The 26,230-nt window shown below is 55.3% G+C and carries 19 protein-coding genes, 1 pseudogene, 1 riboswitch and 1 other annotated feature; of the genes and pseudogenes, 4 read left to right on the forward strand and 16 right to left on the reverse strand.

All coding sequences use genetic code 11. The features are described 5' to 3' along the window. Window positions 1-451 precede the first annotated feature (451 nt). The 4 genes from C230_RS0104090 to tyrS form a co-directional block, all read right to left on the reverse strand. Entirely contained in the window at window positions 452-829 is a 378-nt protein-coding gene (locus C230_RS0104090) for a DUF309 domain-containing protein (RefSeq protein WP_018130766.1), read from the reverse strand. Window positions 830-958: 129 nt separating this feature from the next. Next, window positions 959-1,648, reverse strand: a complete 690-nt coding sequence (yunB, locus tag C230_RS19400) for a sporulation protein YunB (protein ID WP_018130767.1) — start codon at window positions 1,646-1,648, stop codon at window positions 959-961. 198 nt (window positions 1,649-1,846) lie between these two features. Next, entirely contained in the window at window positions 1,847-2,965 is a 1,119-nt protein-coding gene (locus C230_RS0104100; protein WP_018130768.1) for a two-component system sensor histidine kinase NtrB, read from the reverse strand. Window positions 2,966-3,109: 144 nt separating this feature from the next. Beyond that, on the reverse strand, window positions 3,110-4,357 hold the full coding sequence (gene tyrS / locus C230_RS0104105; protein WP_018130769.1) for a tyrosine--tRNA ligase: 1,248 nt from the start codon (window positions 4,355-4,357) through the stop codon (window positions 3,110-3,112). A 221-nt stretch (window positions 4,358-4,578) separates the two neighbouring features. On the opposite strand from tyrS, the gene C230_RS19405 reads away from it, so the two are divergent. After that, window positions 4,579-7,533 (forward strand): transglycosylase domain-containing protein, encoded by a 2,955-nt coding sequence (locus C230_RS19405; RefSeq protein WP_018130770.1) that lies wholly within the window; start codon window positions 4,579-4,581, stop codon window positions 7,531-7,533. 12 nt (window positions 7,534-7,545) lie between these two features. Further along, window positions 7,546-8,994 (forward strand): glycan biosynthesis hexose transferase WsfD, encoded by a 1,449-nt coding sequence (gene wsfD, locus C230_RS0104115; RefSeq protein WP_018130771.1) that lies wholly within the window; start codon window positions 7,546-7,548, stop codon window positions 8,992-8,994. 94 nt (window positions 8,995-9,088) lie between these two features. Here wsfD and C230_RS0104120 read toward each other — a convergent pair whose 3' ends face one another. Beyond that, the gene (locus C230_RS0104120) at window positions 9,089-11,431 is read right to left on the reverse strand and encodes an endonuclease MutS2 (RefSeq protein WP_018130772.1); all 2,343 of its coding nucleotides are present in this window, start codon (window positions 11,429-11,431) and stop codon (window positions 9,089-9,091) included. 109 nt (window positions 11,432-11,540) lie between these two features. On the opposite strand from C230_RS0104120, the gene C230_RS0104125 reads away from it, so the two are divergent. Next, window positions 11,541-11,927: a phage holin family protein gene (locus tag C230_RS0104125; RefSeq protein WP_018130773.1), complete on the forward strand. Its 387-nt coding sequence runs from the start codon at window positions 11,541-11,543 to the stop codon at window positions 11,925-11,927. Window positions 11,928-12,282: 355 nt separating this feature from the next. Here C230_RS0104125 and C230_RS0104130 read toward each other — a convergent pair whose 3' ends face one another. The 10 genes from C230_RS0104130 to ytxC form a co-directional block, all read right to left on the reverse strand. Beyond that, window positions 12,283-12,819, reverse strand: coding sequence for a CvpA family protein (locus C230_RS0104130; protein ID WP_018130774.1), 537 nt, complete (start codon window positions 12,817-12,819; stop codon window positions 12,283-12,285). Continuing rightward, entirely contained in the window at window positions 12,806-13,099 is a 294-nt protein-coding gene (gene zapA, locus C230_RS0104135; RefSeq protein ID WP_018130775.1) for a cell division protein ZapA, read from the reverse strand. The genes C230_RS0104130 and zapA overlap by 14 nt, the downstream gene beginning before the upstream one ends. 131 nt (window positions 13,100-13,230) lie before the next feature. Further along, a complete protein-coding gene (pheT, locus tag C230_RS0104140) occupies window positions 13,231-15,696 on the reverse strand; it encodes a phenylalanine--tRNA ligase subunit beta (protein ID WP_018130776.1) in 2,466 nt (821 codons plus the stop codon). A gap of 15 nt (window positions 15,697-15,711) precedes the next feature. After that, window positions 15,712-16,749, reverse strand: a complete 1,038-nt coding sequence (gene pheS / locus C230_RS0104145) for a phenylalanine--tRNA ligase subunit alpha (protein WP_018130777.1) — start codon at window positions 16,747-16,749, stop codon at window positions 15,712-15,714. A gap of 40 nt (window positions 16,750-16,789) precedes the next feature. Next, window positions 16,790-17,051 (reverse strand) — a binding site (T-box leader). Between the two features lie 85 nt (window positions 17,052-17,136). Next, a complete protein-coding gene (locus tag C230_RS0104150; protein ID WP_018130778.1) occupies window positions 17,137-18,321 on the reverse strand; it encodes a MalY/PatB family protein in 1,185 nt (394 codons plus the stop codon). Window positions 18,322-18,341: 20 nt separating this feature from the next. Continuing rightward, window positions 18,342-19,148 carry a TrmH family RNA methyltransferase gene (locus C230_RS0104155; RefSeq protein ID WP_018130779.1) on the reverse strand — a complete coding sequence of 269 codons (807 nt, stop codon included), beginning with the start codon at window positions 19,146-19,148 and terminating at the stop codon, window positions 18,342-18,344. Between the two features lie 95 nt (window positions 19,149-19,243). Next, on the reverse strand, window positions 19,244-19,894 hold the full coding sequence (locus tag C230_RS0104160; RefSeq protein WP_018130780.1) for a potassium channel family protein: 651 nt from the start codon (window positions 19,892-19,894) through the stop codon (window positions 19,244-19,246). A gap of 12 nt (window positions 19,895-19,906) precedes the next feature. Then, window positions 19,907-21,247, reverse strand: coding sequence for a TrkH family potassium uptake protein (locus tag C230_RS0104165; protein ID WP_018130781.1), 1,341 nt, complete (start codon window positions 21,245-21,247; stop codon window positions 19,907-19,909). Between the two features lie 131 nt (window positions 21,248-21,378). Then, a riboswitch (cyclic di-AMP (ydaO/yuaA leader) is annotated at window positions 21,379-21,513 on the reverse strand. A 190-nt stretch (window positions 21,514-21,703) separates the two neighbouring features. Next, the gene (gene thrS, locus C230_RS0104170; protein ID WP_018130782.1) at window positions 21,704-23,647 is read right to left on the reverse strand and encodes a threonine--tRNA ligase; all 1,944 of its coding nucleotides are present in this window, start codon (window positions 23,645-23,647) and stop codon (window positions 21,704-21,706) included. A gap of 398 nt (window positions 23,648-24,045) precedes the next feature. Then, window positions 24,046-24,945 (reverse strand): putative sporulation protein YtxC, encoded by a 900-nt coding sequence (ytxC, locus tag C230_RS0104175; protein WP_018130783.1) that lies wholly within the window; start codon window positions 24,943-24,945, stop codon window positions 24,046-24,048. A gap of 207 nt (window positions 24,946-25,152) precedes the next feature. Here ytxC and C230_RS0104180 point away from each other — a divergent pair, with 207 nt between their 5' ends. Further along, window positions 25,153-25,749, forward strand: coding sequence for a DUF421 domain-containing protein (locus tag C230_RS0104180; RefSeq protein WP_018130784.1), 597 nt, complete (start codon window positions 25,153-25,155; stop codon window positions 25,747-25,749). A 283-nt stretch (window positions 25,750-26,032) separates the two neighbouring features. Here C230_RS0104180 and C230_RS21825 read toward each other — a convergent pair. Beyond that, window positions 26,033-26,230 (reverse strand): annotated as a pseudogene (locus tag C230_RS21825) (group II intron reverse transcriptase/maturase); the annotation flags it as partial.

Genomic DNA, 26,230 nt, shown 5'->3' on the forward strand with positions numbered 1-26,230 from the left:
AGAACGACTTGGCCCTTCAGGGCCTTAGCGTTACATAGCGCGACCTGGCGGCTTCGCCGCCTTGGCGCGACTTGTGCCATTTGGGTACTTGTGCCCATTGGGTGCAAAGAACGACTTGGATCAGGATGATGTGCACCCTGGGCACTTGCCCTTGTGAGCCCAAATTACGAATCTGGTTGCTGCCGCTCAACAGCGACAACTATCAATTTACCACAATCGCATTGCCATTGCAACTGGCAATTTCTAACTTCGTATCACATGCTTTTGTTATCGCCGTTCGCTTCACGTTTCCGCACCTCTCGCGACGACAAGTGCTATGATAACACGGTCAACTTGACAACTCAATGCACATTCCATAACAAAAACGCGCAAAAATACCGCTCCCTCCCCTTCTGCCAGCCGCTGCATCACCTTTTCAAGCACAAACTGATGATTTCTTAATCCAAAAGGTTCATGTCTCGGCCCAATGGATCTTGATCACTTGCATCCTGTACTGTGGATACTCGCCTTCTGCAATATAATCTTTGGCGGGCAACGAACGAACCTGCCGTCGAAAATCTTCCCGCAACCTGGCCACATCGATCCCTTGCACAACGTCCGGCAAGCTGTCCAATGCCGGAGCGGCGTACTGATACAACTTCCTCACCCCGCACAGCACCCCTTTTTTCAACTTGAACTGAGCGGTTGCCACCTGCACCAATGCTTTGTAAAACGGACCGTCGATCGGATCGTCCGTCTGTTTCCAAGCCCATTCAAAAATCTCGTGGCATTCGTAAAAATCCTCTTCCTCATTAAACAAAACGACAAACCGCCTCGTGATCTCATTCATACAACTCTCAACTCTCACCCTCTGGCTGAATTATACACCAAGCGGCAGAAATAGCACCAAAAGCTCGCATCGTCTCACAAACACGCAGTAAGCCGTCCCCAACAAAAAACCTCCGTGCGAAAACGGAGATCACTTCGAGGAAGGCGATGGAACAGGTGCCATGCCGGATGGAACGAACGGCACCCCTTTGGCGTCCAGAAAGTACGTGGGAACGTCCCCCACCATCACAACAGAAGCAACCGGTATCTGTGTTTCAATATCCACCGGTCGCGTCACAAACGGAATCACCACGTTCACCTGCACGTGAATATTCAGCGTCAAGGAATGTTTTGTTTGATTGATACCCAATGTCTCGGAAGCGGGCACCAGGTCCGATTTGGCCGTGCCCATCGGTACGATTTTGATCGGCACCGCCGGGCCGAATGTCGCCAGAATGGTCGAATGAAACGCCTGACCGACCGGCAGCTTGATTTCCTGTTCTTCCAACACCTTCAACACGCTTTGCACACGGTTCGTGGTCTGGGCTTTGATCCGGTTGGCCTCCACCATGTTAAAAACGGCTGAACGGATGTTACCGCGGTCATCCTTATAAAATTGAACGATCTGCTCATAATCGGTCTCTTCCGCCACTTTCTTGGTGATCGCGTCGTTGATCGCCTCTGTCGCGATTTTGCGCGTGTAATTCTCAGCGATTTGGACAAACGTCGGTTGCAGGTTATATTCCAAAAACAGTAACGTCTGGATCACGATTCCGATCAACAGCAGCATCCCCGTTGCCACCACCACTTTCCAACGTTTCACAGGCTTGCGCAGGCGCATGCGTCGTCTCCTGCCGAATCTGATCATGGACGCCTCTCCCCCTTCGGTTCATTGTATGAACCGGGAAGGTCAGGCAGTACAATAAGAAAAATCGGCCTGATCGGGAACGCGCCCATTCTTCCCCAACCACAACCGGTTGCCGTCAAATTCCCCCACGAAAAAAGGCCGTGAATTCACTGGTGAATTCACGCCCCTCGTTCAAACGGCGTTCGCATCAGGCCGCATTTCCTGGAAACTCGAACCCTCTTCCCGAAAACAAGGCAGTTCGATATGCACCGCAGTCCCCACGCCCAGTTCGCTTGTAATCGAGATATGGCCACCCATACGGGTAATCACCTGTTGACAGATCGACAATCCCAATCCCGGCCGGTCAGGTTTGGTGGTGGTAAACGGATCAAACACCGAGCCAATCTGGTCAGCCGGCATGCCGGTGCCGTTGTCACGCACCGTCAACCGGAAATAATTGTCGAACACTTCTACCGACAGCCGAATCTCGCCGGCGTCATGTTCGATCGCCTCCAGCGAGTTTTCCACAAGATTCATGACGACGCACGCCAGTTCGTCGCGGTCTCCGAAAAACTTCGGATTTTTGCGGGGAAATTCACAGACGATACGGACATTGTGGAAAAGGGCGCATTCCTGTATCCGCGGCAGCACTTCATGCAACAGATCGTTGATCTGGATCGCTTGAAACCGTACTTCCTGCGGTTTGCTGATGAGCAGAAAATCGCTCAGGATCCGCTCGATTTTCTGAATTTCCGAGAACAGCAGTGGAAACATGCCGGCGCATTTGTCGACAAAATTCTTTTGCACCAGCCCCATAACGGCAAGCTGTTTGATGTCTCTTTCAAACAATTGCAGAAACCCTTTGATGGTCGTTAACGGATTCCGGATTTCGTGCACCGTACCCGCCGCCATGCTTCCGATTACGGCCAGCCTCTCCACACGCAGCACATCTTTGTAAACCGCTTGAAACTGGGTGCGATCTTGGAAGGTCAAGAATGCACCCACCGGTTGGCCCAACACGATCAGCGGGGCTGCCTCGGCAGACAACAACAGCTCCTGATCCTCCCGTTGAAACCGCAGTTGTTCGATCTGCATCGCCGTTTTTTCGATTTGTGTCCGCCGAATCACACTCATATCCAGCTCAGGGAACAAATCGCAAGCACTTCGGCCGATCCATGCCGCTTTGTCGATTTGCAGCAGATCGGCCGCAAACCGGTTGAGGTCAGCTATCCGTCCATCGTTGTCCAATAGAATGACCCCGGATTGAATGTGCTCGATGATCGTTTCTGAAAAATTCCCCCAAGCACCCATTGCAAAATGAACGCCCCTTCATTCATCTGATTAACCGCACGTCACCATATGAGCCTAATTTCGAAAAAAACAAAGCACCCTACATGAAATTGGATGAATTTCGTCATTTTCCTGCAGCGCCTACGCAAATTTTTTCAAAAATGTTTACGAAATGCGGATTTTCGCGAATTTACGCTTTCCAACCTGCAGAATCATGCCGTCTTCCAGTTCAATCCGGGCGTCCACATCGTCGATTTTTTGCGAGTTGATCCGCACCCCGCCCTGTTGGATCATTCGTCTCGCTTCCCCGTTCGTGGCACACAGCTTCGCATCCGTCAGCAATTTGACGATCCAATAGTCTCCGGGCTGCAGGCGAATCTCCGGAACCTCCTCGGGAATCGCGCCTTGTTGAAACACCGTTTTAAAATGGTCTTCCGCCGCTTGCGCCGCCTCGCTGCCATGGAAACGGGTGACGATCTCGCGGGCCAGACGCATTTTCACATCGCGCGGGTGCAGGCTACCGTCAGCTAGGCCGGTCCGCATCCGTTCAATTTCGTCCGGCGGGACGTCCGTCACCAGCTGAAAATATTTGAGCATCAATTCATCCGGAATCGACATCGTTTTTCCGTACTGTTCTTTCGGCGGTTCATGAATGCCTATGTAGTTGCCGAGCGACTTCGACATCTTCTGCACACCGTCAATCCCTTCCAGGATCGGCATCATAATCGCCACCTGCTGTTCCTGTCCGAATTCTTTCTGCAGCATGCGGCCCATCAGCAGATTGAATTTCTGGTCGGTGCCGCCCAACTCGATATCCGCCTGCATCGCGACCGAATCGTACCCCTGCATCAGCGGGTACAAAAATTCGTGCAGGGCGATCGGCTGATTGTTGGCAAACCGTTTTTGAAAATCTTCCCGTTCCAGCATGCGGGCGACCGTCATCGTCGATGCCAGCCGGACGACATCGGCAAACGTCAAGCGCCCTAGCCAGGCGGAGTTATACAGGATTTCCGTCTTCTCCGGATCCAGCACCTTAAATGCCTGATCCGCATACGTCTTCGCGTTCTCCAGCACCTGTTCGCGGGTCAGTTGTTTGCGGGTTTCCAATTTGCCCGTCGGATCCCCGATCATCCCCGTGAAATCGCCGATCAAAAGCTGCACGCGATGACCGAGCTTCTGCAACTGGCGCATTTTATTCAACACCACGGTGTGCCCGAGCGTCAGATCCGCTCCTGACGGATCGACCCCCAGTTTCACGACCAGCGGCCGGTTGGTTTCAATCGAACGGCGCAACTTTTTCACCAGCTCGTCCTCCGGTACGATTTCGGCTGTTCCGAGTCGGATGACCGACAATTGCCTCTGCACTTCCGCTTCGATTTTCGGATCGGTTGATGCAGCAAATTCGTTATCCATCACACTTCTGTCCCCCGTTGATAAAAATAAAACCCTCCCTTGGCAAAGCGAGTCTTGCCGCTGGAAAGGGAATACTACATCCACTGTTATTCGCGCGATTGCCCTCTTTTCCGCTATCTGAAATGTAGCATACGTTGCCGAACATTGTCAAAACAGGTCGCTCTGGTTCTCGAAACGATTTCCAATTTTGGTATAATGGAGACAATTAAGGGGGAACTGAGATGACCAACGACCAGACAGCGGCGGCACCGGAGCAGACGGCTTCCGCCAAAAAAGAAAAGAAAAAGATTCGTCCGTGGATCAAGATCACACTTCTCTCCATTTTGTCGCTGTTCATTCTGGGGCTCGCGGCCGGCACCGGATACGCCTACTACCTGGTAAAAGACGCTCCGGCATTTAACCCAGGGGCATTTTCCGACCTGTCCGCCACCACCAACGTGTATGATCGCAACGGAGAACTGCTCGGCTCCTTGCAGTCGGACGGGAACCGGGAACTGATCAAAAGTTTGCAGGAAGTGTCCCCGCATATCGTCAACGCGTATCTGGCGGCGGAAGACAAAGATTTTTACAACCATTTCGGCGTCAACCCGCTGGCCATTCTGCGGGCGGTGTACCAGAACTTGATCGGCGGCGGAATTATGTCGGGTGCCAGCACGATCACCCAGCAGACGGTGAAAAATGTGATTTTTCCCGCACAGGAGCAAACGATCAAGCGTAAAGTGCAGGAAATGTACCTCGCCTTGCAGCTGGAACGGGTGATGACCAAAGATGAAATTCTCGTGCATTATTTGAACTGGATCTATTTCGGCAAGGCGGGCGATACCAACATATACGGGATCAAGGCGGCATCCAAGGCGGTGTTCGGCAAGGACCCGAAAGAACTGAACCTGGCGCAGGCGGCATTGCTTACGGCCATGACGAACAACCCGAGCAAGCACAGCCCTTACACAAATTTGGACAAGGCTTTGGAATACCAAGAGTACGTGTTGAAAGAGATGCTCGAATCGGGTACAATCACGCAGGCCGAGTACCAGCAAGCTCGTGCATTCGACATCAAGGCATCGATCATCAAACCGCAAGCAACCTCCACCCGCTACGGCAATTATCCATTCGTCATTTCGGAAGTGGAACAGCGGGCGGCCGAAAAATTGATGACCGTCGCCGCGTACAACAGCCTTGATGACGCGCGGCAAGCGTTATTCAAAGGCGGATACAAAGTGTACACGACGATCGACCGCCAATTGCAGGACGCAGTCGATGAGGTGCTGCGCAACAACAAAAACTTCTATGCCAACCCGATCAGCTATACGGCGAACAACGGGCAGCAAGTGAAAGACGCCATCCAACAGGCGGGCGCCACGCTGCTCGACAACAAAACGGGCGCAATCCTCGCGGTCGGCGGCGGCCGAGACTTCACCCGCGATCAAAACAACCACACGATCCTGCCGCGACAACCCGGCTCGACGATGAAACCGCTCTCCGTGTATGGACCGGCGGCGGAAAAGAAACTGCTCGCGCCCGGCTCGGTGATCGACGATGTTCCGATATCGCTCGCCAACGGAAGCGCACCTGGCGGAAACTATTTTCCGATGAACTACGATCGCCAGTTCCACGGGCTGATCACTGTTCGAGAAGCGTTGCTGCGTTCCTACAATATCCCGGCGATCAAGGGGACACAAATGGTGACACCGGCTGTTGGGCTGAATTACGTGAAGCAAATGGGAGTCACCACCTTACAAAAAAGCGATGAGCATCTCGTATCGGGAATCGGCGGACTCGCGTACGGACTGACGGTTGAGGAAGCCACCAGCGCCTACTCGACGTTTCCGAACAACGGGGTTTGGAAAGAATCGCACCTGATCGCGAAAATCGTCGACCGCAATGGCAAAGTCGTGTATCAGCACACCCCGAAGGAAACGAAAGTCTTTTCGCCGCAAACCGCCTACGTGCTGGTCGATATGATGAGGGACGTGGTGCGGAAAGGGACAGCATCGATCGTCGGATCCCATTTTCCCAACAGGTTGATCGCCGGCAAAACGGGTACGACAGACGGCACCACCGATTCCTGGTTCATCGGCTTCACGCCGGGCATCACTTTGGGCATCTGGGTGGGGTATGACATCCCCTATCCGATGGACCGCTTAGTCGATCCACGCGGCATCGATGCCAGGGGGATTCGTCCGCAGCTTCTGTGGAACCAGATCATGGATCGCGTGTATGAAAAAATGGACGTGGAAGCGGACGGCTTCGCGCCAATGCCAAACGGCGTGGTCCGGCGGGAGGTGTGTACCAAGTCCGGCAAAATCCCGACCGATTTGTGCCGGGCGCTCGGCACGGTGACAACCGACCTGTTCGTGCAGGGCACAGAGCCGAAGGAACCGTGCGATGTGATGGTGAAAGTCAAATATGTCGAGATCAACGGCAAAAAATATTTGCTGAACGACAAAACGGCCGCACTCGGCGGTATTGTGAAGGAAGGAATCTTCATTAAACGGGAGCCGTATCCGCTGCCCTACGGAGATCCGCGCTATAAACCGTGGGATGCGAATCTGGAGCTGCCAAAGGAATTCGAGGACGACAAGTTGTCCGCGAGCCTGCCGGCACCTGTCGGCCTGAAGGTGACCGGGACTGAGCCGACATCGGTTTCATTGAGTTGGCAAGCAGTCGAAGGGGCGAGCGGATACATGATTCTCCGCTCGACGTCACCGGCTGGTCCGTATGCAGTGGTGTCCGACCTTGTAAACGGCACCGCCTATACGGATACCGCGGTACAAGCTGGAACGACCTATTATTACCAGGTGGCCGCCGTTGCCAATGGAGTGATTCAACCGGCATCCGGTTCCGTGCAGGCAGTTCCCGGGGGAGCCGCCCTGAATGCTCCTTCCGGTTTGAGAGCGGTGAGCAGTCCGGCAGGCATTTCGGTCTCCTGGCAGCCGGTTCCCGGGGCCGCCCAGTACATCCTGTACAGAAGCTTGGACGGCAACTCGTTTGAAGAACTGGCAACTTTGTCAGGCACAAGTTACCAGGACATCACGGCAAGCGGCAGCAACGTCTGGTACAAAGTGGCCGCCAAGAACGGTTCGGTGACATCTCCACCGTCCGCTGCGGTCAAAGCTTCCGGCGGTCCGCCGCCGGGTCCCGCAGCCCCTTCGCTTTCCATCAAGAATCGTTCATAAAAGGAGAGGTACATGAAACGTTTATTCGGCTACCTGGATCTGCTGGTTTTTCTCGCCATGCTGCTCGTTCTCGTCTCCCAGCTGCTGTTGCCTCCTATCATCGGGCTGGCGAATAATGGGGATTTTGAACGGATCATGAGCTGGGGAGGGTTGCAATACACAACCGATGACCCGCAACAGAAATATTTCAACTATGTGAATCGCGAGTTTGCCGTCGGTGATAGCAAACTCGGTTCCTATGTGTCAACGGAAATTCTTTTTTTGCAAATCGCATTGTGGGTGAACCGGTTGTGGATGTCCCCAACGACATTTGACATCCGCTCGCTCGGATTTGTCCATACCATTTCATTTCTGGCCGCGATCCTGTTAATCGTCACCGGCTTTCGCAGACAAGGCGTAGCCGGGAGAGGATGGATCGCGCTGTTGCTCGGTTTCGGTTTCGTCGATGTCGGATATTTTGCCTATTTTAACTCGTTTTTCTCAGAAAGCTCGTCCTTGATTTTCCTGCTGGCAATGATCGGTTTTGCCTTGCACCTGCTGCCGGATCGAGCCCCTGCTGGCAGACCGGACTACCGGATCCTGAACGGCTTCTTCCTCACCGCCTTGTGCCTGGTGCTGGCGAAAGTGCAAAATGGGCTGCTCGGCTTGCTGCTGCCCCTGTTCGGTTGGCGGTTGGCACAACTCCACGGGGAGAAAAAATGGAAGCGGACGATCGCTCTCTGGTCCGCTTTCATTTTCGTCGTGTCAGTCGTGATGTCGTCATTGAATCCGTATGATCGGATCAATACGTATCAGACGGTGTTTTACGGGATTTTGAAAGACTCTCCGACACCGCTGGCCGATTTGCGAGAGCTGGGGTTGCCCGGGCAGTACGCGGCTCTCGCCGGTACCCATTACTTCACGCCGAACAAACCGATCGACATCACGAGCGAATCGTTTCAAAATGGGTTCTATGACCGCATGAACAGGTCGAAAGTGGTCAAATTCTACCTGACTCACCCGGTCCGTTTCCTGCACAAGTTGGACGTAGTGGCACACAATTCGCTCAACCTTGAGTTCTACCTCGGCACCTACGAAAAAAGCGCCAATAAGGGACCGCTTGCGGTCAGCCACCAGTTCAGCCAATGGACGTGGACACTGAAACATGTCATTCCCAAATCGGTTTGGCTGTTCATCGGCTATTTTCTGCTGTTTGTCGCTCTGCTCTGGCGGCAGCACCGCCGGGCCGGCAAGCCCAACGGCAAATTGCTGGCCGAATTTTGGCTGATGCTGGCGCTGATGGCCGCCATGCAGTTTGTAACGCCCCTGCTTGGCGACGGGGAAGCGGATCTCGGGAAGCATCTGTTCCTGTTTAACGTGCTGTTCAGCGTGATCGTGGTTGTAACTCTCGTATGGCTTGGCCAAGCGCTGCAAAAATGGGCAGCCAGCCGAACCGAACGGCGCAGGAACCACCCGGTCTAGTTTCCCCCTCCGCCGATCGAGTAGGAGGGGGCAGCTAACCCTCTTCCTATCACCTGGCACGCGGGTCCGTAAAAAGCGTTTGCAGAGGCCTGATTTATTTCAATGTCACAATCGTCACTCCGGTGTGCCCTTCCCCATGCTCGCCGATGCGGAAGGAGCGCACCTGCGGATGTTTCTTCAAAAATTCGTGCACCCCCGCCCGCAGCGCGCCCGTGCCTTTGCCATGGATGATCGACACCTGCGACAAGCCGGCCATCACGGCGCTGTCCAGGTAGCGGTCGATCTCATACGTCGCTTCTTCCACCGTCGCGCCGCGCAAGTCCAACTCCAGCCGCGTCGGTTCATCCGACTTGCGCTTCACCATGCCGCGCGTATCCTGTTTTTTCTCCTCGATCTTCTCCAGATCGGACAACTTGATTTTCATTTTTATCGAGCCGATTTGAACAAGCGCTTCCCCTGCGCCAACTTCCAGCACCGTGCCTTTCTGGTTGAACGTCAGCACGCGGACCGTATCTCCCGTTCGAAGCTCCTGCTGCTCCGCCGTTTTCCTCTGAACGCGACGTTCGCGGCCGGCAGGTGCGGCCTCTTCCAGTTTTTTGCGCAACTCGATCAGTTCATGCTCTTTCACATTGGCGCCTTCCTGCTGCCGAATCCGCCGCAGTTCCAGGATGATCGACTGCGCTTCCCGTTCCGCTTTCCGCACGATTTCGCGGGCTTCTTCCTCCGCCCGTTCGATCAGCCGCTGCTGCTGCTGCCACAACTGTTCCCGCTCTTTTTCAAGCTCCGCCCGCAACGCTTCCGTTTCCTTGCGCAGCTCCGCCGCCTCTCGGCGATCCCGTTCCGCCTGCAGCTGATTCGCTTCCAACCGGCGGATCAGCTCGTCCACCTGGATGTTGTCCGCATGCATGCGCGACTTGGCGTCCTCGATAATCTCCTTGCGCAGCCCCAACCGTTCGGAAATGGCAAACGCGTTGGAGCGGCCGGGAACCCCGATCAGCAGGCGGTAGGTCGGCCGCAGGCTCTCCACATCAAATTCGACCGATGCGTTGATCGCTTCCGGATGCGAATAGGCGTACGCTTTCAGTTCGCTGTAGTGCGTGGTGGCCACCGTTTTGACGCCGCGCTTGCGCAGAAAATCGAGAATCGCCTGCGCCAGCGCCGCCCCTTCCGCAGGATCGGTGCCCGCCCCCAATTCGTCGAGCAGCACCAGGGAGCGGGAGTCCGCTTTTTCCAGAATCTCGATGATATGCGTCATGTGGCTGGAGAACGTCGATAAACTCTGCTCGATGCTTTGTTCATCGCCAATGTCGGCAAACACCTCGGCAAACACGGAGATCTCACTGCCTTCGTCAGCCGGGATGCAAAGCCCCGACATCGCCATCAGCGTCAGCAGCCCGATTGTTTTCAGCGTGACCGTCTTGCCGCCCGTGTTCGGCCCGGTGATAATCAACAGATTGAAATCGTCCCCCAGCCGAACATCGATCGGCACCGCCTTGTCCCGCTCCAGCAGCGGATGCACCGCCCGTTTCAGGCGAATCCGCCCATGATCGTTCACAGCAGGCAAGGCGGCTTTCATCTGATGAGCCAACTGCGCTTTGGCCATAATAAAATCGATCTCACCCAAAGCGGCCAGACCGGATTGCAAAACGTCCGCCTCGCTCCCGACAAGACCGCTCAAACGGGCCAGGATTCGTTCCACTTCGCGCCGTTCCTGTAGCTCCAGTTCGCGCAGACTGTTGTTCAATTGAACGACAACAGCCGGCTCAATAAACAGAGTCGCTCCGGATGCGGACTGGTCGTGCACGATCCCGCCAAAAGCACCCCTGTGCTCCACTTTCACCGGAATGCAATAGCGGTCGTTGCGGATCGTCACGATCGCTTCCTGCAGCATTTTTTGCGACTCCGGGCTACGCAGAATCGCATCCAGCCTCTCGCGAATTCTCCCCTGGGTTTGCCGGATCTGGTTGCGCACGCTCTTCAATTCGGGAGACGCGTCATCGACCACTTCCCCGTTGTCGTCGATCGCCGCACGGATCTCTTCCTCAAGCGGACGAAGTTCGAACAGTTCCTCCGCCAACCTTTGCAGAGTCGGAATCGGCTGCTGTTCCGCAAGATCCAAAACAAATTTGCGCAAACGGCGGCTCGCCATAATCGTATCGGCGACATCCAACAGTCCTTTCGCATCAAGTGTGCCGCCAACCGCTGCCCGTTTGACCGCTTGCCGGATATCCCGGATGCCTCCCAGCGGCACCAGCCCTTTCAGGCGGTACACCATCCTCCCTTCCTCGGTAGCCGCCAACGCTTGTTGCACAACGTCAATTCCGGCAAACGGCTGCAGTTGGCCAGCCAGTTCTTTCCCCATCTGCGTGCTCGCCTGGCGGATCAGTTGTTCGACAATTTTATGGTATTCGAGTACACGAAGCACCCGTTGATTCATGGAATTTCCTCCTGTAGCAAGATTTCTCTGCGATAGAATCCAGCGATCATGCAGAAACTACTTGTGAGCTGGACCCTTACCTATTGTAACCCAAAGGAGGCGTTTGGTGATGAACAACTTCATCGGTACCGTCGTTCGATTTGTGGTCTCAGCCATTGTCCTGCTGGTTGTCGGATATCTGGTTCCCGGTTTTGGACGGCTTACGTTTTTCAGCGCGATCCTTGCAGCTATTGTGATCGCGGCGCTCGGCTGGGTAATCGAGCGGCTGTTCGGGCGGGAAGTGTCGCCGTTCGGCAGAGGGATCTCCGGTTTCATCGCTTCCGCTGTCGTCATCTACATCGCCCAATGGTTTGTGCCCGGCATGCGGGTGACGATCCTGGGAGCGCTGCTGGCATCGCTCGTGATCGGAGTCATCGATCTATTCGTTCCCGGCAATGTGCTGCGGAGCGAACCGGCTGGCGAACGCAACCGCGAACGGGCGGATGATCGCAGATAAGCGAATGTGAGCGTTGGCCGCGCATGTTGACATGCCGGCCGATGCTCATTTCAGGAACCGTCCATTTCCTCCCTCGCCGGCTGTGACAATTGACTTCACACAATGGCTTTGATGTGCTCTTCCTTTCCATGTGCCGTATGGCGCCGCTTCCCCTTGTGTGAGCGGAACAGCCAATCAGCAACAAAGAGAAAAGCAAACCGGTTGTTCGTTTTCTCATGTACACCGCTTCCCGCCATATAGACACAGGCGAATCAACAATGGGTTCAGGGGATGGTGACCGCCAATGCGATTAAAAAAGCCAGCGAATCCCGGACAAGGATTTCACTGGCTTTCCTGCGACAACCAGAGATATTGGTTACTTTGCAAACAGCATCTTGCTCAACCCCGCATGCAACAGGGCGGACGCAACCTGTGAGCCTTCGAGTGCAGTGTGCAGATTGGGGATGGGCAGAACGTAGGCCACATTGACCGCCACGACCAAAATCAGAAATCCGATCAGCAAACCTGCAACCAATCCCGCCACCCGGTTCACAAAGGAAAGTCCCGGCAGGGAAACGACAAGGTCAACGACCCGCCCCGCCAGCTGGGTCAACAACAAACCGGCGGCAAATACAAGGACAAAGGCGAGTATGCCGTATCCGTCCTGCAGCAGAGTACCGGCAAATCCGCCGCCAATGCCGGTGTATCCGATAGGGTCTCCCGGAAAAGCTCCGCCGGGCTGGCCCAACACGCTTTTGAGCCAGGCCGCGATCGGAGGACTGTACGTTTTGGCAGCCCAAAACGCGACAAACCCTCCGACAAACCGTACCACCTGCAGCACGAAGCCTGTCATATAGCCGTTCCAGACAAAAAACAGCAGGATTCCGAGCAGCGCGATATCAGTGATCGTCACGATCCGGTCTCCCTGGCGGCCGCTCGGCCGACCGCTCCAGCAGTTTCAGCAGTTCTTCATATTCCTGGCGCAAGCGCAAGTATTCATCAGCGATGTTGACCGCCGCCAACACCGCCAGCCGGTTCAGATCCAGGCGGGGGTTGCCGCGAGCGATCTCGCGCATCTTGTCGTCCACCAGGCCGGCTACCAGCCTGATGTGCTCCGTTGAGGCTTTCCCTCGAAGTTGATACTCCTGTCCGTAGATATCCACGCGAATTCGATTGGTTTCCTCTTTCTGCAAGGGACCCGCCCCCTTTTGTTCCCGTCTCTGTTATGTTCGTCTCAGAAAGAGCAAAATCCTGCAAATATCTGGCCCAAAAACATCCCACTGACATGCATCTGCGCCTTGGGATCGAAATTTCTTGCTGCCGGCTACGACCGAAGCTCCGCCTGGAATCCTTTTTCCAGCGCCTCGATCACCCGATTGTGCCTCGCCTGCACTTCTTCGTCGGTGAGCGTGCGGTCTTCCGCCCGGTAGACAAGGGAGAAGGCGACCGATTTTTTGCCTGTCTCCACCTGCTCTCCCTGGTACACGTCGAACAGACGCACCTCTTCCAGCAGTTCGCCGGCCGCTTCCCGGATCGCCAGTTCGAGCGAACCTGCCGGCACATCGAGCGGAACGACGACCGCAATGTCCCGTTCGATCGCCGGGAATCTCGGCAACGCGCGGAATAGGATTTTGTCTTCCGCCGCTTCTTCCAACGCCGCCAGATTCAGCTCGAAGTAGTACGTTTCCTTCAGGTCCCACGCTTCCGTCACCTCAGGATGCAGCGCCCCGAGAAAGCCAAGTGTTACACCTCCCGCTTCCACCGATGCAGTTCGGCCGGGATGCATGCCGGGAACTGCCGCCGGTTGATAGCGAACCTGTTTGATTCCCAGATTCGCCAGCAGTGCTTCGACAATTCCCTTGACCGTGTAAAAATCAACTTTGCGCGGCTTCTCCCCAATCGCCAGACCGCCGAATGCACCGGTGAAAATCGCGGCCACTTTCACATCTTCACTCGGCAGTTCGGTGACTGGCAGATCTTTCGCAAAAAACACTTTGCCGATCTCAAACAGCGCCATATCCAAATTTTTCCTGTTTAGATTGTATTGCACCACTTCCGCCAGACTGGGCAGCAGGGTCGTCCGCAGCACTTTGCGCTCATCCGACATCGGCAGCGCCAGCGGCAGCTGTTGACGGAGTGGCGACGACTCCTCGAGGCCAAGCGGCTCCAGCCAGGTCGGGTTGGTGAAACTGTAGGTCAACACTTCCAACAGGCCCATTCCGGTCAGCAGTTCACGAATCGTCCGGCGGAGCCGCTGCTGTTTCGACAGCCCTCCCTGCGACAGCACGCCTTCCGGCATCGTCGTATCGATTTTATCATATCCGTGCAGCCTTGCGACCTCTTCGATCAGATCGATCTCGCGCGTGATATCGGGCCGGCGGGTCGGCACCGTGACGCGGAATGTGTCAGCGTCGACAGTCACGGTTGCAAAACCGAGCCTTGTCAAAATTGCCCCGATCTGATCCACCGTCAGGTCTGTGCCCAAAATCTGATTGGTACGGCTGACGCGCAATTGAATTTCCAGCTCTTCAGCCGGCTGCTGCACCACCTCGACAGGCGGGCCGGCCAATTCGCCGCCGCTTAACTCCGTGATCAAGCAAGCTGCTCGCTGCAGAGCGGGACGCAGCACGGTCGGATCGATCCCTTTTTCAAACCGCATTTGCGCTTCTGAGCGCAGACCCAATTTTTTGCCCGTTTGCCGCACGGAACCCGCATCAAAAGAGGCCGCTTCCAGAACGATATCGGTGGTGGAGCCGCGCACTTCCGAGTTTTCGCCGCCCATCACCCCGGCGATGCCGATCGCCCGCTTCGCGTCGGCGATCACCAGCATCGAAGAATCGAGCGTCCGCTGCTGGCCGTCCAGCGTGACAATCGTTTCCTGCTCTTCCGCCTGGCGGACGACGATCGTCGATTCGGTGATTTCGGCCAGATCAAACGCGTGCAGCGGCTGACCGTATTCCAACATCACATAGTTGGTCACGTCCACGATGTTATTGATCGGCCGAACGCCTGCTGTCAGCAGCCGCATCTGCAGCCAGAGCGGGGACGGGGCGATTTTGACTCCCCTTACCACTTGCGCCGCATAGCGCGCGCAGTTGGCAGATTCGATGCGCACCCGGACCAGCGGCGGGCCGGCCTGGCTATCACTTGAGGGCGAAACAGCCGGATTGCCAGTCTCCGCGGCCTGTTCCGTCCAGGCAAATTTCGGTTGTTTGCCGAGAATCGCCGCCACTTCGTAGGCGACACCCCGATAATTCAAACAGTCGGCCCGGTTCGGGGTCAGCTCCAGTTCCAATACGACGTCATCCAGCCCGAGGACGCGCAAAATCGACTCCCCGACCGGCGTATCGTCCGGCAGAATGTACAAGCCTTCCGTTTGCTCTTTCGGCAGCAGTCGGATGTCCATTCCCAATTCGCCGGCGGAACAGAGCATCCCCTGCGACTCGACGCCGCGCAGTTTCGCCCGTTTGATTTTGACGCCGCCGGGCAGTTCCGCTCCCACCACGGCACAGGGCACTTTTTGCCCAGGCTTTACGTTCGGCGCTCCGCACACGATCTGCAGCTTCTCGGGGCCTCCCGCATCGACCGTGCAGACTTTCAACCGGTCCGCATTCGGATGCGGTTCCGTCTGCAGCACGTGGCCGACCACAACATTCTCGATCCCCTTGTTCAACTGCTCGATCACTTCCACCGGGATGCCGTGGTTTGTCAACAGATCGGCCAACTTTTCCGGTGTCATGTCCGGTCCCAGATCGATATACTCTTGCAACCAGTTGTATGAAATCTTCATCGACAATCCCTTCCCTTACGAGCGACTCGCAAATTGCTTGAGGAAACGAACATCGTTCACATAAAAATAGCGGATATCGTCGACGCCATACTTGAGCATGGCAATTCGCTCGACCCCCATACCGAACGCGAAGCCCGTGTACGTTTCCGAATCATAGCCAGCCATCTCGAGCACGCGCGGATGCACCATGCCAGCGCCCAAAATCTCAATCCAGCCGGTATGCTTGCAAATCCGGCAGCCATCCCCGCGGCATGCCATGCAGGTGACATCCACTTCGGTGCTCGGCTCGGTGAACGGAAAATAGCTGGGACGCAAGCGAATTTGCTGCTCCGGACCGAACATCTGGCGGGCGAATGTCAGCAAAATCCCTTTCAGATCGCTCATCCGGATCTGGCGATCGACGACCAGCCCTTCCACCTGCGTAAACAGGTGGGAATGGGTTGCGTCATCGTCGTCCCGCCGGTAGACACGGCCGGGACAAATGATGCGAACCGGCACGGTTCCCTTTTTCGCCTCCAGCGTGCGCACCTGCACCGGCGAGGTGTGCGTCCGCATGAGGATTTCTTCCGTCAGATAAAAGGTGTCCTGCATGTCGCGGGCCGGATGATTTTTCGGGATGTTCAGCGCTTCAAAGTTGTAATAATCGGTTTCCACTTCCGGCCCTTCCGCCACTTCGAAACCGAGTCCGATAAAAATGTCCTCAATCTCCCGGATCACTCGGTTCAGCGGGTGCACAACACCGACGGGAACCATCCGCCCGGGAAGCGTGACATCGATCGCTTCCGCTTTCAGTTTTTCTTCCAGCGCTTTCCGCTTCAATTCCGCTTCTTTCTGCTCATAGGCATGTTCCAAAGCGGAACGGACGTCGTTTACCAACTGTCCGACCAGCGGGCGCTTCTCCGGAGACAATTGCCCCATCCCTCGCAGAATCGAGGTGAGCTCCCCTTTTTTGCCCAAATACTGCACTTTCCACTCTGTCAGTTCGTTTTGCGCTTCGCATTTCGCCAACTCGTCCATCGCCTGCTCGCGCAACTTCTGCAGCTGCTCCTTCATGTGGATCCTCCTACTCACAAAGTAAAAAGCCTTTCATCCGGCAAGGGACGAAAGGCTGTTCGATTCCGCGGTACCACCCTTATTAAGCAGACGGTCGTCTGCTTCTCTCATTTGCGATAACGGGAACATCCCGGCCCACCCTACTGCAGATCACCGATTTTTATCGAAAAATCGGATCTGGTTCAGGCGGCAGCTTCGGAGTGAACTTCCGGCCCAGTTATCCCTGGAGATGCTCGCAGTCTGTGGCATCTCCTCCCTGTAAGGGCATACGCTGTCCGTACTCTCTCCTGCATTGCTGTTCGCGTTTGGAATTTTGCTTTTAAGTATAGTACAGCCGCATGCGGAACGCAAGGAGTTCCTGGTTTCGCCGTTCCCTGCTTCGCGTGTTTATTTTGTCCCGTGCAGCGATTGGACCGCCTGCTCGATTTGCCGCAGCGCTTGCTCCACAAGGGCGCGCGGGCACGCGATATTCATCCGCATAAACCCTTCGCCGCCTTGGCCAAACATATGGCCGCCATTCATTGCCACCTTCGCCCGGTCAAGCATAAACCGGTCCAGCTCTCCGGCGGAAAGCCCCAATTCCCGGCAATCCAGCCAGACCAGGTAGGTGCCTTCCGGCTCGATCACTTTGATTTGCGGAATCCGTTCTTGACAGTAACGGCTGACCAAATCCACGTTTCCTTGCAGATACTCGATCAACTGCTCCAACCATTCTTCGCCGTGGCGATAGGCGCTCTCCAGGGCGACGACCCCAAACGTGTTGGGCGAACCGATGGCCAACCGGCCGATCTCCCGCTGAAACGCACGGCGAAGCTGGCTGTTCGGAATAATGACGCTGGCGGTTTGCAGCCCCAACAGGTTGAACGTTTTGCTGGGCGAAATGCAGGTGATCGAGCGGTCGGCAAACTCTTGCGAGATGGAAGCAAAAGGGATATGCCTGTTTGGCCTGTACACGAGGTCAAAATGAATTTCGTCCGAAATGACGAGAATGTTGTGCTGCCCGCAGATTTCCCCCAACCGCGCAAGCTCTTCCCAGCTCCAGACCCTCCCCACCGGATTGTGCGGACTGCAAAGAATCAGCATTTTGACGGCCGGGTCGATTTTCGCTTCGAGATCGTCAAAATCCATCGTATAGCGCCCGTTTTCCCATTTCAGCGGATTGTTGACGATTTCCCGCTGCTGCCCCCGGATGATGCGGAAAAACGCATGGTAGACGGGCGGCTGGATGATGATTTTATCGCCCGGTTGTGTAAACGCTCCGATCAGCACGGAAAGAGCCGGCACTACACCGGGACCATGTGCGATCCATTCTTTCTCGATGTGCCAATCATGCCTTCTTTTCAGCCACTCGACAATCGAGTCATAATACGAATCGGGTCTCATCGTGTAACCGAAGACGCCGTGTGCCACCCGCCGCTGCAACGCTTCCATGATAGGCGCGGGAGACATAAAATCCATGTCCGCCACCCACATCGGAATTGCGTTCTTCACGCCAAAGCGCGCTTCCAAACCGTCCCATTTTTCACTGGCAGTGTTCAGACGATTGATTTCCCGGTCAAAGTCATATCTCATCCTGCCACCTCCTTACGCGCCTACTCCTTCACCCTTCTTTGCCTCAGCGCTTCGTACAGAATCACGCTCGAAGAGATGGCAGCATTCAAGGAATCGGCTTTGCCGGGCATCGGAATCGACAACCAACGGTCGATCGCTTGTCGGATTTCCTCGGAAATACCATGCGCCTCGGAGCCGATCACAACCGCGATCCCGCCTGCCAAATCTTGCGAGTAGAGATCCGTTTCGACATCGGTCGAAGTGCCGATGACGGTCACCTGATGTTCCCGCAAAATCGGCAGCAATTCTGGCAAGGAAACTTCTACAATCGGCAAATGAAACAGCGATCCCATCGTCGCCCGAACCACTTTCGGGTTATAGAGGTCCACGCTGCCCGTTCCGACAAACACCGCCGTCGCCCCGACCGCATCCGCCGAGCGAATCATCGTGCCGAGATTTCCCGGATCCTGAACCGCATCCGCCACCAGATACAACGGATTCTGCCTGGCGGCGAGCAAGCCTTGCCAGTCATGCTGATACTGCTGGCCGATCGCGATCACGCCTTGCGGCGTCCTGGTATCTGCCACATGCTCAATCACCGCCTGGTTGACCTGGATCAGTTCCGCGCCGAGCGAAAGGGACCCGTTGAGAATCCGGTCGACCCGTCCGGTCGGCAGCAGCTCCTCGAGAATCAGCACCGTTTCCAGCGGCGCCCCCGATTCCACCGCGTCCTCGACAAGCCGAATGCCTTCGATCAAAAATCGGCCGGTCTGATCCCTGAACTTTTTCTGCTTTAAAGCCGCCCATTCTTTAACACGACTGTTACGTGAAGATGTAATCCGTTCCACCTGCAATCCCCTTTCTTTCACAAGACAACATTTGGCCTGCGTCCGACCGAACCGAGTTCTGCCACGACTGCCGGCCCAATCGGAGGCAGGCGCAGCTACGCCTGTTCCTCAAGTTCCTGCAAATCTTCGTTTTTGCCGACTACGACCAGCACATCCCCTTGTTTGATCCTATCCTGCGCCATCGGCGAAATGTTGATCTGATCGCCCGATTTGATCGCCATCACGGTGCAGCCAAACTTCCGCCGGATATCCGACTCGGCGAGCGTCTTGCCGACCATCTTTTCGTTGGCCACAATCTCGACCATGCTGTATTCCGGCGACAGTTCGATATAATCCAGGATGTTTGGCGAAATCAGGTTATGCGCAACGCGGACTCCCATGTCCCGCTCCGGGTAAACCACCCGATCGGCGCCGATTTTTTCCAACACCTTGCCGTGCAGCTCGCTTTGCGCTTTCACCACGATTTTTTTAACGCCCAACTCTTTCAGAATCAATGTGGTCATGATCGAAGCCTGGATATCGGCGCCAATCGCCACCACCACCACGTCAAAATTCCGAATTCCCAATGCTTTCAGGGCGTTCTCGTCGGTTGAGTCAGCTGTGACCGCATGCGTCACAAAATCCACCGCATCCTGGATACGGTCTTTATTCGTGTCGATGCCGAGCACTTCATATCCCATCTCATACAGCGTTTTCGCCACGCTCGTTCCAAAGCGGCCCATCCCAATCACCGCATACTGCTTCATGAAAGAAACCTCCTAGCCCACGAACAATTTTTCTTCCGGGTATTTGATCAATGCTTTGTCCTGTGCGCGGGCGGCCAAGGCCAGCGCCAGGGTGAGCGGTCCGACCCGGCCGGCAAACATCATCAAAATCAGAATCGCTCTGCCGGCATGAGACAATTCGGGCGTCAAATTGGTCGACAAACCGACCGTGCCAAACGCGGACGTTGCTTCAAACAAAAGCCGGATGAATTCTTTCTGCTCCGTGATCGTCAAGGTAAAAGTGACAGCCAGCAACATGATGGCGGAAACAACGGCTATCGCAAACGATTTGTAAATGGTTTTCAGATCGATGCTTTTGCGGAACGCAGACGTGGTGTCCTTGCCGGTGATGACGCTATACACGTGCAGCAAAATCACGATCGTCGTAACCGTTTTGATACCGCCCCCCGTCGACCCCGGTGAAGCACCGATAAACATTAACAAAATCGTCCACAATTTCGAAGCATCCGTGATCGAACCATAATCGATCGTCGCATACCCGGCCGTTCTGGCGGTGGTGGATGCGAACAGCGAGGCGAGAATTTTGCCGTCCCAACCGAGCGACCCGAGCGTCTTCGGATTGTGCATCTCCAACAAGAAGTAGCCGATTGCACCGATCAGCAGCAATGCGCTTGTCATCGTCAGCACCAGTTTCGAGTGCAGCGACAAGCGCGCTGGTTTTGGCGCCTTCCACAGATCGACCAGCACTGTGAAGCCCAGCCCTCCCAGAATGATCAGGAGCATGATCACCAGGTTGACCGTCGGATCGTCCACGAAACCAGTCAAACTTTTAAAGTCGCCAAACAGGTCAAACCCCGCATTGCAAAAAGCGGAGACCGCGTGAAAGATTCCATAGTAAATCGCCTGACCGACCGGCATCTCCACCGAAAAGCGGACAGCGAGGATCGCAGCAAAAATCAGTTCGATCCCGACCGTGATCAAAACGATGTTGCGGGCCAGCCGGATCACGCCCTCCATCGAATTGACGTTGAGCGCTTCCTGGATGACCAACCTTTCTTTCAATCCAATCCGTCTGCCGGTGTAAATAATGATAAAGGTGGCGACCGTCATAAACCCAAGTCCGCCGACCTGGATCAAGGTCAGGATCACCAGCTGTCCGAACAAATTGAATTGGGTCAACGTATCGACCACCACCAGACCGGTCACGCATGTGGCGGAAGTGGCCGTAAACAAGGCGTCCAAAAAATTAAGACCGACTCCGCTGTTGGAAGCGATCGGCAGACTGAGCAGCGCACCCCCGACCAGAATCAGGGCTGCAAAGCCGACAGTCAGAATCCGCGCAGGGGTCAACCACTTCTCAAGTGATTGCTTCATCTGAGTCCTCCTCTTTCCACCCCAAACCGTACAACAGTAGAATGCCCAGTTTTGGAAAAACAAAAAAACGGCACATGCTTCCCCGTTCAACCCGAAAGGGAAAGTTGCACCGAAGAAAAAGAGCCAATTTTCCTCCCCCTTGCTTTGGCCGACGAAGTTAGCTGACGGGTAGGATGGCAAGGATCAACATCCCTCCTGCATGCGCAGGATGAACCCCAAACAATCGGGTCCTCCGTTCCCGCGACGGGATTAGGCCTTGATCTGGACTATTGAACTAAGCATACTCTTCCCGCCTGCAAGAAGCGAGTCCAGCAATTGTCTTTTTTTGCATGTGAAAGCTTGCTACATCCGTTATTTTCCTGCCATGACCGTTTTTCTCAGCCAAGCTCCGGTTTGCAACACCACACAAAAAAATCCGGGCAGCGCCCATTTGCCAAGCGCCGCCCGGTAAGCCGGTCACTTCCGGTCCTTAATCTCCCGCAAAATCGCTTCCGCCACTTCCTCAACCTTCTGCACGCCCTGGTCACCCGCCCCGCGTTTACGTACGGAGACAGTGCCGGATTCCGCTTCCTTCGCTCCCACCACCAGCATGTAGGGGATCTTCTGCATCTGGGCTTCGCGGATCTTGTAACCGATCTTTTCGTTCCGGTTGTCGAATTCGACGCGGATCCGCCTGCTTTTCAGGTATTCATAGACTTTTTGCCCGTATTCCTCAAACTGCGGTGAAATCGTCAGCACCTTCGCCTGCACGGGCGCCAGCCAGGTGGGGAACGCTCCCTCGTACACCTCGATGAGATAGGCGGTCATCCGTTCCATCGTACTCAAAATGCCGCGATGGATCACAACCGGACGGTGCATTTTACCGTCTTCGCCGACGTACTCGAGGTTGAATCGTTCCGGCAGCAGGAAGTCGATTTGCGCGGTGGACAGGGTTTCCTCCTTGCCGATCGCCGTTTTCACCTGCACATCCAACTTCGGCCCATAGAACGCCGCTTCCCCTTCCGCTTCCACATAGGGGAGACCCATTTCGTCCATCGCTTCCTTCAGCATCGACTGCGCCTTTTCCCACATTTCGTCGTCCTGGTAGTATTTTTCGGTGTTGTTCGGGTCGCGGTACGACAGGCGGAACCAGTAGTCCTCAATCCGGAAGTCCTTGTAGACCCGCTGGATCAGCTCCACCACCCGCTTGAACTCCGACTTAATCTGGTCGGGCCGGCAGAAAATATGGGCGTCGTTCAGCGTCATCGCCCGTACCCGCTGCAGGCCTGACAGCGTCCCGGACATCTCGTAGCGGTGCATGGTGCCCAGTTCCGCAATCCGCAGCGGGAGATCGCGGTAGCTCCGCAGCTCATTTTTGTACAGCATCATGTGATGCGGGCAGTTCATCGGGCGCAGAACCAGTTCTTCATTGTCCATTTTCATCGGCGGGTACATGTCTTCCTGGTAGTGGTCCCAGTGCCCGGAAATTTTGTACAGCTCCACACTCGCCAAGTGTGGGGTGTAGACATGTTCGTAGCCGAGGCTCTCCTCAAGATCGACGATGTACCGCTCGATCGTCCGCCGGATGCGGGAACCGTTGGGCAGCCACAGCGGCAGCCCCTGCCCGACCTCCTTGGACAGCGTAAACAGCTTCAGTTCCTTGCCGATCCGGCGATGGTCGCGGCGCTTCGCCTCTTCCAGCCGCTGCAGGTATTCTTCCAACTGCGACTGTTTCGGCCAAGCGGTGCCGTAGATTCGCTGCAGCATTTCGTTTTCCGCGTTACCGCGCCAGTAGGCGCCGGCGATCGAAAGCAGCTTGAACGATTTGATGCAGCCGGTCGACGGCAGGTGCGGGCCGGTGCACAGATCGGTGAACTCCCCTTGCGTATAAATGGAAATCACCGCATCTTCCGGCAGGTCGTTGATGATTTCGACCTTGAAACGATCGCCCCGCTCCTCGAACATTTTGAGCGCTTCTTCGCGGGCGATCTCCTGCCGGCGGATCGGCAGATCTTCCTTGACGATTTTCTGCATTTCCTGTTCGATTAGCGGTAGATCGTCAGGCGAGAACGAACGGCCGGAAAAATCGTAGTAAAACCCGTCTTCGATCACCGGACCGATCGCAAACTTCACTTCCGGCCACAGACGGGCCACCGCCTGTGCCAGCAAATGCGCGGTCGAATGACGCAGCGTCTCGAGTCCTTCCGGGTCGTCGTACGTGAACAGTTCGATTTTTGCGTCTTCCGTTACAGGCGTGGTCAGGTCGACCAGCTTGCCGTTGAGTTTCCCCACCACCGCGTTCTTTTTCAATTGCTGCGACAGAGACGACGCAATCTCCAGCAGTGTCGTGCCGGCAGCATAGGTCCTGACGGAACCGTCTTTCAGTTCGACTTTGATTTGTTTCTCCACATCGACTGCCATTTTACGTTCCTCCTTTATACGTAGACTGCAGAATCAATGAAAAAGCGCCCTCATTCCCGCGGACACGAAGTCCGCAAGGACGAGAGCGCGCTGCTCACGTGGTTCCACCTTGCTTCAATCCGGACTGGCTCCGGATCCTCATTTGCCCCTATAACGGAGGGATTCCGTCCCGAAATACTGACTGCCCCCAGCCGACCGCCGGGCGGCGCTTGCTGCAACCGCGTGCCAGCAGGAAGACAGCTTCCTTCGGGAAGCTACGAGGGGGTCATCCATTTGCCGTTTCACAAGGGTGCTTGCAGCCTCCGGCACCCTCTCTCTGGGAGTCGTGCAAATGAACGGTGTCCTCGATCATCGCCATTTGTTGCATATCCGTTGTAATGACACATATGATAATGAGTTTATTTCGAATAGTCAAGAGGAAATTGCCCATTGTCACAAATCTCCAAAGTAGCCTGACAAAGCGCGCACCCCTTGCACATATGCAAACGCTCCGCAAATACCCGTTTCACCGTTTCCACCAGCGCTGTATCATCCGGCATCAGGCCTGGCAGGTGCAGCCGCAACTGAGCCGGGGCCATCGTAATCAAGGTGGAAATGACCATATCTGCTTGTTGCTGATCCTTATCGGTCTGATCTTCCGCTACCTCCTCCGGATGTGCATGTGTCATCGGACATCCGTCGTGATTCACCAGAAGCATCCGGTTTGGCTGCACAATCAGGTGAATCAGGGGAGAACGGGAGTGCTGTACGCGCAAAAAGTCCCGCAACAGATTGACGAATTCCTGATATTCCCGATCCATCAAATATTCATCAATCGCCCGTTCGATCGCATGCACCCGGTCGTATGCCAACTGGCGCAGGCGAAACCACACCATTCCTTCTATATTCAACACCGAGTGCTCACGCAAATAATCGCGAATTTCCAGTTCGATTTCCACCCTGCGAGGCAAGCGGGCACTCGGCCGCCGGTAGGCGGACAAATAGTGCACCGCTTGTTCGGTCAGATAATCGACTTCGTCCGCATCGTAGTATGTATATGCCTTCGCAATCTGTTGGCGGATGCAGGCGCGTTCCCATTCAAGCGACAAAAAATCGGCCAACGCCTTCGCAAGAGCAGCCTGTACCGTTTCGATCCGGTCCCGATTGTTCAGTTCCAATGTAAAATACCAGTGGTCGCCCAGCCGATATCTGCCGGCCGTGAACGAGACACCAGCGGCCCGCGTCTCCTGCAGTTCCCTTTCCAGATAACAGGCGAGCCGGTCAAACAGCTTGCCAGTACCGATCGCGTACCGGTACAACCCCCTCACCCTTTCATTCGCTGTCAACAAGCCCCAAAGTGTTATACAGTATATGTTCCGGCGGTACCACTTATACGAATTGCACTTTGGGTCACGACAAGCGGGCGGCTGTTGTCGCCGACAAATAATTGGAAGCGGTTCGGGAAAAATAGGGAAGGTGGTTGCAATGAATCCCGATTTTACATTTGCCATTAAAGGAGCCAGGACATGAAGTTTCTGTGGGAAGCGGTCATTTTGATGTGCGCGAGTATGGTGCTGCTCAGGATCGCCGGGAAAAAGTCGGTTTCCCAGATGACCACCATCGAGCGAATCACGCTTCTCGCGATCGGCACCACGATGGGACATGCGATTCATGAAAGCGAATTGTGGCAAACGGTGGTGGTGCTCGCCGTCTTTGTGGCGGTATTGATTTTCTTTCAATTCATCCAGTTTCGGTTTAATTTTCTCGAACGAATCCTGATTGGGAATGCCACACTGGTGATCCACAATGGTCGAGTGATCACCCAAAACCTGTCAAAACTGCGGATGACGCAAAACCAATTGGAAATGCGCCTGCGGCAAAAAGGGATTTCCTGCATCTCAGACGTGAAAACGGCGACGATCGAGGCCAACGGGGAGCTTGGGTATGAGCTGATGGAACACGCCAAACCGCTCACCCGGAGCGACCTCAACCAATTGCAAATGCAAGCCCTGCCAAACCAACAGGCATCCAACCCGAAAAATGAAAAAAACATATTTGAAGAGATTGTCCGGCAGCATTATCAAACGGCGAACGCGGAAAACAATGTTCCCCGCCTGGACTGATCCGGCTGTAGTTTGATCTACAGGCTGAGGTGCTCCTGGGGAGCACCCAACTATTTCTTACTGGTCGGACATTTTACTTCAATTCTTTATTGACCGGGGCTTTTGTCATAATCGTATTGTACATTGACAAGTTGTGTTTCCCCTTTCCGGTGGCGTTGCTTTAGCATATGTAAAAATCCGGTCCGGTGAAGCGGTGTTTGGCTACCGCTGATCCTCAATTCCATCGAGTAGGAGGGGGCGGCTAACCCCCGTCCTCTCACACCACCTAGCATGCGGGTCCGCACTAGGCGGTTCCAAAAGGTTGACGAAGTTCCAGATAACGTACAAGCAAACTTTTCAGCCCTTGTGCTTCCCAATAGGAAGTATCAAGGGCATTGTTTAGGTTGCGGGCCATTTCCCATGCCCCGCAACGGGAGTTGGCCATGATGTGAACCGCAAATTCCGGCACACCCAGTGCCCGTAGTTCCCGATAGCGTGTTCG

It is taken from the genome of Effusibacillus pohliae DSM 22757 (assembly GCF_000376225.1).
GTDB classification, from domain to species: domain Bacteria; phylum Bacillota; class Bacilli; order Tumebacillales; family Effusibacillaceae; genus Effusibacillus; species Effusibacillus pohliae.